Raw genomic sequence first — 13,371 nt, 5'->3', positions numbered from 1 at the left:
TCAATGACGCAAGAGCAGCTCGACACCGATCGGATCAGCATTCAGCAGCGCCTGCGGATGAAGCGGCTGCGCATGGCCCTGCTCGCCTGGACGATCTCTGTTGTGGTCGTCATCATTGGCTGGTTGCTGGGGCTGATCGACTTCACGCCAACCGCGCTCGGTCTGTTGATACTGGTGATTCTGTCGATTCAGCTCCTGTTCCACGTGCTCATCCGTTCGGGCTGGAACCTGCGTCTCGAAGACCCCAGCATGACCCTCCCGCAGATCGTGGTCGCGATCCTGGTCGCCCTGCTGATCATCAACCGGGCCGATGAGGCGCGCACCATCCTGCTGATGCTGTTCATCATGTCGACTTTCTTCGGGGTATTCCAGCTGCGCACGCCGCAGTTTGTTTTCGTGGCACTGATGGCTGTCATCGGGTACGCGCTGATCGTCCTGAGCGAATTTCTGGGGGGCGACCTGGACCGTTCCGGTCAGCTGGTGCTGCTGGAGCTGGCCGCCTTTACCATCGTCATGATCTGGCTGGCCTTTATCGGCTCGCACGTGGCCGGGCTGCGACGCAAGCTGGCACGCCGAAACCGCGAACTGCGCGAAGCCACCAACCGCCTCAGACATCTGGCCGAACACGACGAGCTGACCGGGCTGCCCAACCGGCGCAGGCTGATGGCCCAGCTCGAGGTGATGGTGAACAGTGCCGCGGAATCGAACTCGCCGCTCAGCATTGCCGTGCTCGATCTGGACCACTTCAAGCAGGTCAACGACGAGCTTGGCCATCAGGCCGGAGACGAGGTGCTGTCGGCATTTGCCAGTCGCTGCGCCGAGATCCTGCGCGGCGCGGACCAGCTGGTACGCATTGACGATACGCTCGAGCAGATCGGCCGCTTCGGCGGCGAGGAATTCCTGATGATTCTGCCCGACACCGACCTTGCCGGCGCCCGCCTGGCTGCTGAACGGCTGCGCTGCGCGGCCGCCCAGCGGCCGTTTGACACCCGCCAGGGCCCGGTGCCCTGCACGGTTTCCATCGGCGTCGCCGAGCGACGCTCCACCGAAGCCGTGCGGCAACTGATTGCGCGCGCTGACCAGGCACTCTACCGCGCCAAGGAAAAGGGCCGCAACCAGGTGGTGGTCGCCCAGTGAGCCCGCTCGACATTCTGTGGCTCACCGCAATGGTCGCAGCCGGTGTGCTGGCGCTCGGCCTGCTGCTGGCCGCCCTCGGCATGCTGTGGAACGGCGAACCCGGACAGACCATCAACGGCGACAGGATCCGCTGGCCCGATCGACGCTGGCACCTGGAACGGCGGTTTTACCGTCATCACCGGCTTGGCGGCTGCGTGATCGTGGTGGTCGCCGGGCTGTTTTTCCGGCAGCTTGCCCAGGGCAGCCTGCCGATCTCCTGGCCGGGGGCACCGCCGTGGCAGCCGGTCTGGTGGCTGCTGATTGCGGCCAACGGAGCCAACCTGGTGATCGGTCTGCTGGTTCTGCTGCGACCGAGCCTGCTCAAGCCGGTCGAATCCGTCGTCAACCGCTGGCTGGTGCTCGATCTGCACGGCCTGGTCGCGAAACTCGCCGACCAGCCCCGGCTGCGCGGCGCACTGCTGCTGGTCGTGGCCATCGTCACGCTGTCGGTCACCGCAGTCATGCTGCTTGACTCCCTGCGCCGACTGGCCGCGACCGGCCTTTAAGCGTCAGTTTCATGACGAAAATTGTCAGTCCGCGCCGGGCAGCGCCACGGACAGGGCCCGCCAGAGGTGGTTTCCGTATTGGCATGAAAAATGCATGTTTAATGGTGAAGGCGCCTGTTGCGCCTCCGGCCGCTCCGGCCCGGCTGCGGCCGCTGTCGGAGCGGGGTCGAACCGATCGACCACGGGCTGCGGCCCGGTCGACCATTGAACAGACCATACAAGGAGTTGATTATGAACACCAATATTCGCAGCAGCCAGGGCGGTTTCACCCTGATCGAGCTGGTCATCGTGATCGTGATTCTTGGCATTCTGGCCGCGGTGGCCGTGCCGCGTTTTATTGATCTCAGCGACGAGGCTGAAGCCGCTGCCCTGCAGGGCGTTGCCGGCGCCATGGCCTCAGCGATGGCGATCAACTTCGCCGGTTGCGCTGCCAATGATCACACCGCGGGCACCGACTGCGTTGAAGTGGACGATTGCGACGATACCGGCTCGATCCTGCAGGGTGGGCTGCCGAGCGGCTATACCGTCGCTGCAGCCGCGCTGACCGGCAACGGCACATCGGCCAGCTGTACCGTGACGCAGACCTCGACAACCAACACAGCCAGTTTCGACGGCATCGGTGCCGGCCAGTAAGCGCTGAACGCGCCAGGCCAAAGCCTGATCAAGACCCCGCCATCGCGCGGGGTCTTCCTTTTCCCCGGTTCTGGACAAATGGCGTCCGGCGCATTCGAGTTCAGGGCGATGCCGGATGGAAACTGGAATCATTCGGCCTGATGCGGCACTATCAGCCCAGGTCGCGACCTGAACGACCCGCGCCGTGAACAGCGCGGGCGCTCATCGACAAGCGGAACCGCCAGACGGCGGATGATGACCATGACCAGTGTCTTCGTGTGGAATCGTTCCTTTCCGACCGGCATTGAATCGGTCGATGCGCAGCACCGCAGGCTGGTCGAGTTGATCAACGATATCGGCGAGTTGGTCATGTCAGGCTCGACCATCGACGCAGAGGCCTTTGGCCGGACGCACGCGGCGCTGATGGACTACGCGCATCAGCACTTCAGTGACGAGGAACGCCAGATGGTCGAAGCCGGCCTGGATGGTGGTTTCGTAGCCCGGCACCGGGCCGCTCACCGGGCCTTTGTCGACCGGTCGCAAGACCTGGCCGGGGAAGTCGGCGGCAGCCTCGAGCGAATGCACGACTTGCTGCACTACCTGGTTCGCTGGCTGGCCTACCACATATTGGGCATGGATCAGCAGATGGCCCGGCAGATCCGGGCGATCGAGGCCGGCGCCTCACCAGCCGATGCCTATGATCAGGACCGTGAAACCTACGACGACTACCGCAGCGCCGCCGAACCCCTGTTGCAGGCCATGGAGGGGCTCTACTACATGGTCAGCGAACGCAATCGAACGCTGCGTGAGCTCAACCGGACCCTGGAGCAGCGCGTCAGCGAGCGCACCGTTCAGCTGGAAAGCGCGAACCGTCTGCTCAGCGCGATGGCCGCCCAGGACGACCTGACCGGCCTGGCCAACCGGCGTGCCGCCCTGTCGGCACTTCAGCAGCTGTTCTCCGGCCCCGTCGATGATCCGCCGCTGTCGGTACTGCTGATTGATGCGGATGACTTCAAGCCGGTCAACGATACCCATGGCCATGAGGCGGGAGACACAGTGCTCCGGGCGCTGGCCCACCGTTTGCGGGACGCCGTGCGGACCAGCGACATGGTCTGCCGGCTGGGGGGCGACGAGTTCCTGGTTATCTGCCCGGGCAGTGATCTCGACGGGGCCCGGATTGCAGCTGAAAAGGTCCTGCAGTCGGTCAGACCGTTTCAATCCGACTCCGGCGAGACCATCTGGAGCGGTTCGGTCAGCATTGGAATGGCCGTTCGGCAAGTCGGCATGAATTCGCCGAAAGACCTGATCCGGGCAGCCGACCACGCGCTCTACCTGGCCAAGCAATCCGGCGGGAACTGCGCCAGGGTTGCGCCCGGCTAATAATCTGGCATGGTATGTGCATAATCCAAAGCAGGATTCGACTCATCAGAAACACATGAGCGCCGGCAGACACAGCATGGCACATCCCCAACCACCAGGGTCGAACGGATTCACGCTGATCGAGTTCATCGTCGCGCTGGTCATGCTGGCTGCTGGCGCCGCGCTGTTGACCAGTTTGGTCACGCCTGCCGCACGCAGCGCCGATCCGCAGATTCGGGCCCAGTCCCGCACGATCGCCGGTGCCTACATGGACGAAATCCTGTTGCGTGCGCATGGTCCCTGCTCGAATCCGGGCGCGCCGCGCGGCAGCTGGGAGGAAACCGGCTGCTACAACGGGCTCAGTGAACCGCCTGCCGACCAGTTCGGCAATCCACTCGCGGCACTGGCCGGTTATCAGGTCAGCGTGACCGTGACCAACAACGCACCGGCAGATATTGCAGTCGTTGTCAGCCACGGCACCAGCGGCATCAGCTACACCATACAGAGCCGACGCGGGGCTTACTGACATGCACCGGCACGACCAAGGCGGCTTCACGATGACCGAGCTGGTGCTGATCCTGCTTCTGGTCGGTGTGCTGGCTGCCTTTGCCGTCCCGAGGATCAACATCGAAGGCTTTCAGCAGCGTGCATTTTCCGGCGAACTGGTCAATGCACTGCGCTATGCCCAGAAGACCGCCATCAGCTCGGGCTGCCCGGTCCGCGCCACGATCGATGCGGCCGGCTACAGTCTCGAATACACCGGCGACGGCGGCAGCGCCTGCGGCACTGGCGCCACGGCCCTGAGACACCCGACACGCAGCGGAACATTCAGCGGCAGCGGCGAGATCACCACCGGAGGTTCGGTCATTTTCGACGGCATGGGCCGCACCGGCAGCGCCCTGTCCATCACTCTGGCCGACGGCAGCAGCGTAGTCGTCGAAGCGCAGACCGGTTATGTGCACCGCTAGAGATGCACAGATCTATCGGACCGGCAGCCAGTTGGCGCCTGCGTTGCCGATGCTGTATCCGCTCAGGCCGGGCCGGCGCCGCACCGGTCAATCCCGCGGATTCACGCTGATCGAGCTGATCCTGGTCATCGTGCTCATCGGCATCCTGGCGACCGTCGCCACGGTGTTCATCCTGCCGCCCTTCCAGGCCGCCTCCGACATTGAGCGGCGTGCGGCGCTGGTCGACGCGGCCGATCTGGCGATCAACCGCATCACACGGGAAGTGCGTAACGCCCTGCCCAACAGCCTGCGCGTTTCCGGCAGCCAGATTGAGTTCATCTCGACAGTCACCAGCGGCCGGTATCGCCGCCTGCCGGCGCCCGGTGGCGGCAGCGAGACCTTTGTCCCGGCCCGGTCGGCGGACAGCTTCGACGTTCTCGGCGGACTGACCGGCTTCGCCGAGGTCCAGGCCATGACACGTGCAGCCGGCACCGACTGCGGCATCGCCGCAGGCGCCTGCCTGTCGGTCTACAACACCGGCCAGCCCGGCTTCGATGCCTGGTCCCAGGAAAACCTCGCCGCCATTACCGCTGCCGATGCCGACTCGATCAGCTACGACAGCGGCGGCAGCGGACCGCCCTTTACGACGCATTCCCCGCAGCAGCGATTCCACGTTATCGGTGATACCGTTGCCTACATCTGCAGCGGCGGCGAACTGCGGCGTTATTCCGGCTATGGCGTGGCCGGCGCCCCCGCCAATGTCGCCGGCTACCTGCTGGCCGACAGGATTGTCGCCTGCCAATTCAGCTACAACCCGGGCACCGCCAGTCGCCGCGGCTTGCTGACCTTTCGCATCGATCTGGCCGATGACGGCGAATCCGTCTTCCTTCTCGGCCAGGCCCAGGTGCTGAACACGCCATGATCGGCCTCCGGCAACAACGCGGCGCAGCACTTTTTGTCGGCATCTTCCTGATCACCGTGGTTGTGGTCGTCGCCGCCGTGGTCGCGCTCACTTCGGCAACCCAGCACCTGAGTCAGGCCCGCGCCGACCTGGCCGAACAGGCCTGGTATGCGGCCGTGGCCCGGCTCGAGGGCGCCGCGCAGCACATTGCCGACAACGATGCCTGCCCACCCACCGGCGCCCAGGCGTTATTCGATTTTCAGACCGTGCTGGACTGTGCCCGCCAGCCGGTTGACGAAGGTGCTGACAGCTATGGCGTCTACACCCTGGACGTCACCGCCAGCCGAGGCAATCTTAATGAAGCCGTGTTCGTGCGACGCACGATTCGCTCTCAAGTCATGGACGGAGACATCGGACCATGAGCAATACAGCCCGACACTGGTCGCTGTCGTGCATCCCGGCGCTGCTTGCCGGCATGATCCTGTCAGCCCCGGCTGATGCGCAGCAGCAGGTCGAAGTGTTCGACTCGCCCGGCAATCATACCTTCACCGTTCCCGCCGGGGTCACCGAGATCACGGTGGAAGTCTGGGGGGGAGGCGGTCGGGGGGGATCCGCTTCGGGCATGGGAAGAAGCCGGGCCGCGGGGGGCGGCGGAGGTGCCTATGCCCGCTCCATCTTCAGCGTTGTCGAGGGTCAGGGTTTCGACTTGTTCGTTGGAGCGGGCTCGGTGACCGTCGATCCGGCCCAGGCTTCCTGGTTCGCCAGCCCCGCCACCGTCCTGGCAGCCGGCGGCGAGAGCGTGGCAAACAACGGAGCCGCAGGTGCCGCCGGGGGCCAGGCGGGCAGCAGCATCGGCGATGTCCGATTCAGTGGCGGCGCCGGCGCCGATACCAGCGGGGTTAATGCCGGGGGCGGTGGATCCTCGGCCGGTACGAGCAGTGACGGGACCGATGCACAGTCGAGTGCCGGCGCATCGGCACCCCCCGGGGGTGGCGATGGTGGCGATGGCAATGTCGGGTTTTCGGGTGGCGGGTCGCCGGGCGAGAGCCCCGGTGGTGGCGGCGGCGGCGCGACCAGCTTCTTTTTCGGAAATACCGGGGGTGCTGGCGGCGACGGTCAGGTCATCATCACCTACGAAGTCACGGCAGAACCACCGGCCGAACTGACAGGCGAGTGGCGGATGGATGAACCCGGCTGGGACGGCAGTACGGGCGAGATCGTCGACAGCAGCGGCAACGGCAACCACGCCACGGCACGCACCGCCGGGAGCAGCAATTCGCTACCCGGCACGGTGCCCGGGAAGGTCTGCAACGCCGGGCGCTTCCGCGGCCAGGGATTCAGTATCGACCAACCCCCCTGGTGGATCGACGCCCAGCATTACGCCGACGCAGCCCACGACGCGTCGCTGTCGCCGCTGGCCGATGTCGGCGGCCTGTCGATCGGCGGCTGGTTCCAGCTCAAAAGCGCCGGTGGAAAGCTGCTGCACAAGGGCGAGGGAGGCAACACGCAGGAGTATCAGGTATTCGTTGACGGCGGCCAGCTCCGGTTCACGCTATGGGATCGCTGGGGCGGGCCGTCCACGTTCACCGTAAGTCCCCAAGCCCTGTCGAGCGACACCTGGTACTTCTTCACCGTGACCGCCTGGCAACTGCCGGCCAGCGACGACATTCGGGTCCGAGGCTACCTGTATGACCAGAGCAGTCAGATCGGCGGGGTCAGCGAACAGACCCTGACCGTGGACTACACCAACAAGGTCACCAGTGCCCGCCTGTTTCTGGCCGCCGAGAGTTTTGGCGGCAGTCCGGTCAACTTCTTCGACGGCCTGCTCGACGAGATCCGGATCCACAGCGGCATCCTTGACGATGACGGAGTCGAGGCCCACTGGGCCACCACCCGGCCCTGCCCCGAAACGCAGGAACTGCTGCTTGAATACCGCATGGAGCAGACCGGGTGGACGGGTACAGCCGGCGAAGTGCTCGATACCAGCGGATTCGACCGCCACGGGACCGCCCTTGGCGATACCGATACGGCCGCGGACGACCCCGCGATCGTTGGTAACCCCGGGACCTGCCGCTACGGCATCCTGGACGGCGGCGGCGACGGGGTCGTCGACCCGAATGCCGCCGATTATCTGGAAGGCCTGGATGCCATCACCGTGATGGCCTGGGTTCACAATACGGCTGCCCTGAGCGCCAACGACCGCGGCATCTTCTACACCAACGACCCCTCCGGTGGCCGGGATAACCGCCTGGGCATGCGTTACGATGCCGACGGCTTTTTCGGCGGCGGCAGCAACGTCATCAAGGCCAGCGTGTTCACCGACGACTGCAGTCTCAACGGTGAGTGCCACCAGGTCGAGACGGTCTCCGGCGTCATGGTCGAGGATCAGTGGCAGCATGTCGCCATGACCTGGCGCTCGGGCGAATCCATCAAGGTCTATGTTGACGGCAGTGAAGTCGGCATCTCGGCAGTCCACGGCCCCGGCGCCAACGGCACGATTGCCGGAATCGACCGCCTGGAACTGGGTTTCGGCGCAAAATCCGAGCGCTGGCAGGGTTATATCGACGAGTTCCGGGTTTTCGAGGGCGTACTGGAAACAGCCCAGATACAGGAACAGATGAATGCCACCTTCCCGTGCGAATTCGCCGGTCCTGATCATATCCGTCTGGTCCATCCAGCCACGGGTCTGACCTGCTCACCATCAATCATTACGGTCGAGGCCTGTGCCGACGCCGACTGTACGACAAACTTTCCCGACCCGGTCGAAGTCGACTTCGTATCGCCTGCAGGCAGTTGGATACCGGATCCGGCCCTGATCACCGAAAGCGGCAGCGTCACGCTGCACTACACCACCACCGAGGCCGTCATACTCGATGCCGTGGCCACCAACCCGGCGGCTGACAACCCACGGCGCTGCTTCAGCGGCGGAGTCGAAACCAGCTGCGAGATGACGTTTCTGGAATCGGGTTTCATCATCGATGTGCCAGATCACGTGGCCGACCTGGTCGTGAGCGGCTCGATCGCCGCGGTCAAGGCCGATCCACTGGATCCCGAGCAGTGCGTGCCCGGGTTTGACAATGAGACCAGGGACATCAACTTCTGGTCCGGTTTCGTCAACCCGTCGACCGGCAGCCTGGCGGTCAGCATCGACGGCAGCAGTATCGCAGCGGCCGCTCCGGGCACGGCCACCCCCGTCGCCTTCGACGACAACGGTGTCGGCAGCTTTAGCCTGCAGTACCCGGATGTCGGCGATATCGAGCTCAACGCGCGCTTTGAAGGCAGCGGCGATGAAGCCGGGCTGGTGATGGTCGGGCAGGGTCGCTTTGTGGCGCGCCCTGCCCGGTTCGCGCTTGATATTCCGGGCAACCCGGCCGCCACTGATGAGACCGGCGCGGCCTTCACCACGGCCGGAACCCCGTTCGAGGTGACGGTCGCGGCCCTGAATGCCAGCGACCAGTTAACGCCCAACTTCGGCCAGGAGACCCCGGCCGAAGCAGTCGATCTCGAGCTGTCGCTGGTTGCGCCATCCGGCGGTGCCGATCCCGTGCTGGCTGGCAACTTCGGCGCATTCGGAGTCGATTGCAACGGCAGCAACGCGGCGGCCGGGACAGCGTGTGGAGGCTTTTCCTGGCCGGAGGTGGGCATTGTTTCGCTGACTCCGAGACTGGCCAGCGGCGCCTATCTTGGCAGTGTTGACGTCATCGGCACCGCCGTCGATCACCTCGGGCGCTTTATACCGGACCACTTCGAACTGGACAGCGGGAGTATCAACAACCGTGCCGGTCTGAGCGGCTGCAGCGGCGCATCCTTCAGCTATATCGGCGAGCGCTTTGATGCAGACTTCAGCCTGTATGCCCGCAATGCCGATGGCAATACAACGACCAACTATGAAGGGCTGTTCGCCTTTCTGGGTGACGGTGATCTGAACCTGTCCGGTTCACCGGTCGCACCGGGGATCACAAACTCCCGCATCGACTGGATCCTGGGCAGCGGGGATGCAGCAGCCGAGCTAATGCTGCCGCGATCGGCGCTGGAGGGTCCGTATCCGAACTACCAGGTGACAACGGCGCCCGTCGACAGCGACGGTGTATCGATCAGCGGCAACGATGTCATCGGCTCGACCGAACTGCGCTTCGGCCGCATTGTCATCGACAACGCCATTGGCTCTGAGCTTGGCCCGGTCGATCTGCCCTGGCGCGCCGATTTCTGGGACGGCGTCACCTGGCGGGTCAATGCAGCCGACGACTGCACCATCATCGATCCAGGCGCCGAAGTGCAGTTGACCAGTTCCGGCGGGGATGCCGGCGACGGCAACTCGACCGTCTCGCTGGGTGGTGGCAGCACGGCAATCGATACCGGCTGCAGCGTTCTTGCGCTGGGCGGCACACCACCGGCCTGCGCCGATCCGGGCCCCGGCGCCGGCCGGGGTCGGTTCCGGTTCAGCGCCCCCGGCGCGCCAGGCTGGGTTGATCTTGCACTACAACTCGATATAAATTGGGAGTTCTTGCGTGATGACCTCAGTGATGATGGTCTTTTCGAACAAAATCCCGAGGCCCGCGCTGATTTCGGCCTGCATGAGGGAAACAGGCGGCGCATCTTCCTGCAGGAGGTGACGCCGCGCTAGGAGGAAGAGTTGGCAACCGTACTGGAGCTGGTTTCCACCGACAAGCGGGCGCGTCGCGTGCTGTTCGTGGACGATTCCAGGCTGATGCGCTACGCCGGAAATCGCTTTCTTGCCGGTCACTGCGAGGTGGTGGAAGCCCAGGACGGGCGCGAGGCCTGGCAACGCCTGCTCGATGATCCGCATATCGATCTGGTCTTTACCGACCTGATGATGCCGGTCATGGATGGCCACGAGCTGATTCACCGTATTCGCCGCGCATCCAGTCCACGTCTTCGCCAGCTGCCGGTTCTGGTGGTCACCGGCAACGATGAGCTGGCCGCGCGAGAGCTGGCGCTTAGCGAGGGCGCCACCGATTTCATTGCCAAGCCGTTCAGCCCCGATGATCTGCGCCAGGCGCTTCAGGTGGGTCCCGAACGCAACGCCCAGCCACCGCGCATCAGCGGTCTGCCCGAACACCTCTACGAGCGGCCGCACGACAGCGATCGCTTCGTACCACAGACGCAACCAGATCACTTTTGCCTGCGACTGGAGCAGACGCTGAGTTTCCATCAGCGCCAGCAGCTCGATCTGTCGCTGCTCCATGTCCAGTTTCGCGCCTACTGGCACTTGCGTGATCGCTATGGGCCACGCTGGGGCGATGCGGTGATGCGCAATATCGAGCGCATCCTGATCGAGGAGCTCAGACAAGAAGACAGTATTCACCGCACGGCGCCCGACCTGTTCAGCGTTATCCTGATGGCGACCGGACGCACGGGGGCGCGGATTCTGTCGAGCCGCCTCAGGCGGCGGCTGTCGAATACGCGCATGCGTTTTACCAGCATGGTTGTGCCCGTGCATACCCGGTTTGCGGTCCAGTTTCCCGACGTCAACGAGGACACCGACGCGGGCGAGCTGCTGAAATCGGCACAGCGCCTGCTGCACTGGCGCACCTCGCAATCGGGCCGCGACGGCGCCTGACCGACCCGCCCGCGCAACGAGATACAATGGCCATGAAACGCACCCTGATCTTCCATCCGCTCAACGATGCGGCGCCGGACAGTGGACTTGTCGTGACGTGTCTGCCCAGCACGATCGGCCGCGGGTCGGACTGTGATGTGCGCATCGAGCGTGAGCGAATCTCGCGCCACCATGCACGACTGGCGCGTATGGACGAACAACTGCTGCTGGAGGATCTGGGCAGCACCAATGGCACGTTCGTCAATCGCGAACGCATCGCCACACCCACGCCGGTGAGCGCGGGAGATCTGGTCCATTTCGCCGATCACGGCTACCGTCTGCTGGCCTCCGCGGCCAAGCGGCAGCCGGACAATGCGGCCAACCGTGCCGGGCACACCGTGCCCGATCAGACCGTGGTCGGGTTTACCGAAGGACCGACCGGCTTTCCGGTCCAGGCGCCGCAGTTCTACGAATTGCTCAATGACGAGCTGATCGAGCCGCTGGGCTGTCCGATACGGGACGGCAACGGCCGCCTGGTCGCAGTTCGCCTGATTGCCCGCAGCGGGCATGAGCAGCTCGAGGCCGGGCATGACGAACTGCAGCGGCTTGCATCGCAGCTTGGAGAAGAGTCCCGGCTCAATGAACTGATGCGACAGCAGAGCCTGGCCGCGGCCGATCAGGCACTGCTGGACGAACCGCTGCTGCTGCTCGGGGTGCACCCAGTCGAACTCGAGGATGCCGACATGCTACTCGATTCCCTGGCCCGACTGGCCAGCCATCACCGCCGGCTGGCACTGGGCTGCGAAATCGCCGCTCCACCAGGCGAGGACCTGACTTTCAAACACTTAAGCCGGCGACTCGATCGGCTGGGCATCCCTTTGGCAATAACCGTTGCGGGATCCGGCGAAGCGGATCACTACCGCGCGTTTTCAAGCGTTGCCGACTATCTCGTGATCGACGATGCCGGCACCGACTCACCGCTGAACGAAGCGCTCGCTGCATTGGGCAAGGATTGTCGATTGATCGTCGCGGGCGTCGACGACGCTGCCCGCCATGAGGCGCTGAAGTCGATCGGCGGCCTGTTGCTCACCGGCGCGGCCATCGGCCCGCCCGAACCACTCGACAGACTGCTGTAGTCAGGGTCCACGGCCGATCCACGGCTGAAACGGCCAGTCCGCGCCCTGCTCCATTGCCCTCAGCGCCGCCTGCTCGCGTGCCGCGATGGTGTCGAGAAAGACATCTGCATTACCCATCCGGGCGAAAGCGTCCAGCCCGCGCTGCAGGAAGGACTGCAGCAGACCAACCCCGCCCAGTTCGGCAGGCCGGCGCATGATGCGAATCAGCCGGTGGACCATCGGCTTGCGAACTGTCGCTTCGAGCAGCCGACCGAGCGACCCGATCAGGCGCAGCTGCTCACGGCGGTCGTCCCAGGCCGCATGCTGCCGATAGGCCCTGGCATAGTCGGGCTGCGTGATTGGAGCGACATCAACCAGGAATCCGGCCAGTACGAAATCAAACTCCAGACTGATCGCCTGCAGCCGCATGGCCTCACCGGTGGCGCCAACCAGGTCGTCAGGCAGGAACCGACGCATGATCGGCACCACCCGTCGCAGCTGGCGGTCGCGCTCGTGTACGTTGTGGCTGCCGTAGAGCTCGGTCAGAAAAAAATCACATGCAGGCCGGTAGCGGTCAACCGATCGCAAATCCGCATAGGTGGCATTCAGACGGTGACGCTGCCACTCCTGGAGCCGGTCAATCGACTGCCGCAGCGGCCCGTCTTGAGGGATCCGGCGCGCAATGGCCAGGTTCCGTTCGATCTGTTCTTCCAGATAATGCGCGGGCGACGGCACCGACGCACTCAGTCCAGCTGCTCGATCACAGAGATCAACTGTTGGCGACTGCGTCTGAACACCGCAACTGCCTCGACGTGACCGTAGCGAATGATTCGGCCCGGGTCGATCAGGAATACCCCGCGTTTCATCCCGATCAGGCCACGGCAGCCATACAGATCGGCGACCGCCAGGTCGGGATCGCTGAGCAGGACAAACGGCAGCCTGTGCTTTTCTCGAAACCGGCGGTGGCGCTCTGCGTCGTCGGGCGAGATACCGACGACCTGGACGCCGAGATCCCGAAACTGCTCGATGCCATCGCGATAATCACACAACTGCCGGGTACATACGGGCGTGTCGTCGCCGGGGTAGAAAGCCAGCAGGATCCGGCTTTCCGCCGCCGACAGCGTAAACGGCTGGCCGCGGTGGTCGGTCAGCGTGAAATCGGGGGCGATGTCGCCGGTCTGAAGACTCATCAGCT

Annotated in this window: 13 protein-coding genes; 11 read left to right on the top strand and 2 right to left on the bottom strand. The window is 64.5% G+C overall.

The window, feature by feature from the left end; genetic code table 11:
* The first annotated feature begins 3 nt into the window (after positions 1-3).
* The 11 genes from HND55_07825 (at position 4) to HND55_07775 (ending at position 12,197) form a co-directional block, all read left to right on the top strand.
* Positions 4-1,137: a GGDEF domain-containing protein gene (locus HND55_07825; GenBank protein ID QKK02559.1), complete on the top strand. Its 1,134-nt coding sequence runs from the start codon at positions 4-6 to the stop codon at positions 1,135-1,137.
* Complete coding sequence (locus tag HND55_07820; protein QKK02558.1) at positions 1,134-1,682, top strand: hypothetical protein; 549 nt, start codon at positions 1,134-1,136, stop codon at positions 1,680-1,682. The genes HND55_07825 and HND55_07820 overlap by 4 nt, the downstream gene beginning before the upstream one ends.
* 231 nt (positions 1,683-1,913) lie before the next feature.
* Positions 1,914-2,315: a prepilin-type N-terminal cleavage/methylation domain-containing protein gene (locus HND55_07815; GenBank protein ID QKK02557.1), complete on the top strand. Its 402-nt coding sequence runs from the start codon at positions 1,914-1,916 to the stop codon at positions 2,313-2,315.
* 240 nt (positions 2,316-2,555) lie between these two features.
* A complete protein-coding gene (locus HND55_07810) occupies positions 2,556-3,674 on the top strand; it encodes a GGDEF domain-containing protein (GenBank protein ID QKK02556.1) in 1,119 nt (372 codons plus the stop codon).
* A gap of 55 nt (positions 3,675-3,729) precedes the next feature.
* A complete protein-coding gene (locus HND55_07805; protein ID QKK02555.1) occupies positions 3,730-4,179 on the top strand; it encodes a prepilin-type N-terminal cleavage/methylation domain-containing protein in 450 nt (149 codons plus the stop codon).
* A gap of 1 nt (position 4,180) precedes the next feature.
* Positions 4,181-4,621: a type II transport protein gene (locus HND55_07800; GenBank protein QKK02554.1), complete on the top strand. Its 441-nt coding sequence runs from the start codon at positions 4,181-4,183 to the stop codon at positions 4,619-4,621.
* Entirely contained in the window at positions 4,608-5,522 is a 915-nt protein-coding gene (locus HND55_07795) for a type II secretion system protein (GenBank protein ID QKK02553.1), read from the top strand. Before HND55_07800 ends, HND55_07795 begins: the two co-directional genes overlap by 14 nt.
* A complete protein-coding gene (locus HND55_07790) occupies positions 5,519-5,923 on the top strand; it encodes a hypothetical protein (GenBank protein ID QKK02552.1) in 405 nt (134 codons plus the stop codon). The genes HND55_07795 and HND55_07790 overlap by 4 nt, the downstream gene beginning before the upstream one ends.
* Positions 5,920-10,125, top strand: a complete 4,206-nt coding sequence (locus HND55_07785; GenBank protein ID QKK02551.1) for a hypothetical protein — start codon at positions 5,920-5,922, stop codon at positions 10,123-10,125. Before HND55_07790 ends, HND55_07785 begins: the two co-directional genes overlap by 4 nt.
* Before the next feature lie 9 nt (positions 10,126-10,134).
* Positions 10,135-11,082 carry a response regulator gene (locus tag HND55_07780; GenBank protein ID QKK02550.1) on the top strand — a complete coding sequence of 316 codons (948 nt, stop codon included), beginning with the start codon at positions 10,135-10,137 and terminating at the stop codon, positions 11,080-11,082.
* Between the two features lie 32 nt (positions 11,083-11,114).
* Entirely contained in the window at positions 11,115-12,197 is a 1,083-nt protein-coding gene (locus HND55_07775; protein ID QKK02549.1) for an FHA domain-containing protein, read from the top strand.
* On the opposite strand, the gene HND55_07770 is transcribed toward HND55_07775, so the two are convergent.
* The gene (locus HND55_07770; protein ID QKK02548.1) at positions 12,198-12,911 is read right to left on the bottom strand and encodes a hypothetical protein; all 714 of its coding nucleotides are present in this window, start codon (positions 12,909-12,911) and stop codon (positions 12,198-12,200) included.
* An 8-nt stretch (positions 12,912-12,919) separates the two neighbouring features.
* Positions 12,920-13,366 (bottom strand): peroxiredoxin, encoded by a 447-nt coding sequence (locus HND55_07765; protein QKK02547.1) that lies wholly within the window; start codon positions 13,364-13,366, stop codon positions 12,920-12,922.
* Between the last annotated feature and the right edge of the window lie 5 nt (positions 13,367-13,371).

Source organism: Pseudomonadota bacterium (assembly GCA_013285445.1).
Classification (GTDB): Bacteria; Pseudomonadota; Gammaproteobacteria; order Xanthomonadales; family Wenzhouxiangellaceae; genus Wenzhouxiangella.
This window is presented reverse-complemented; position numbering and strand designations above follow the sequence as displayed.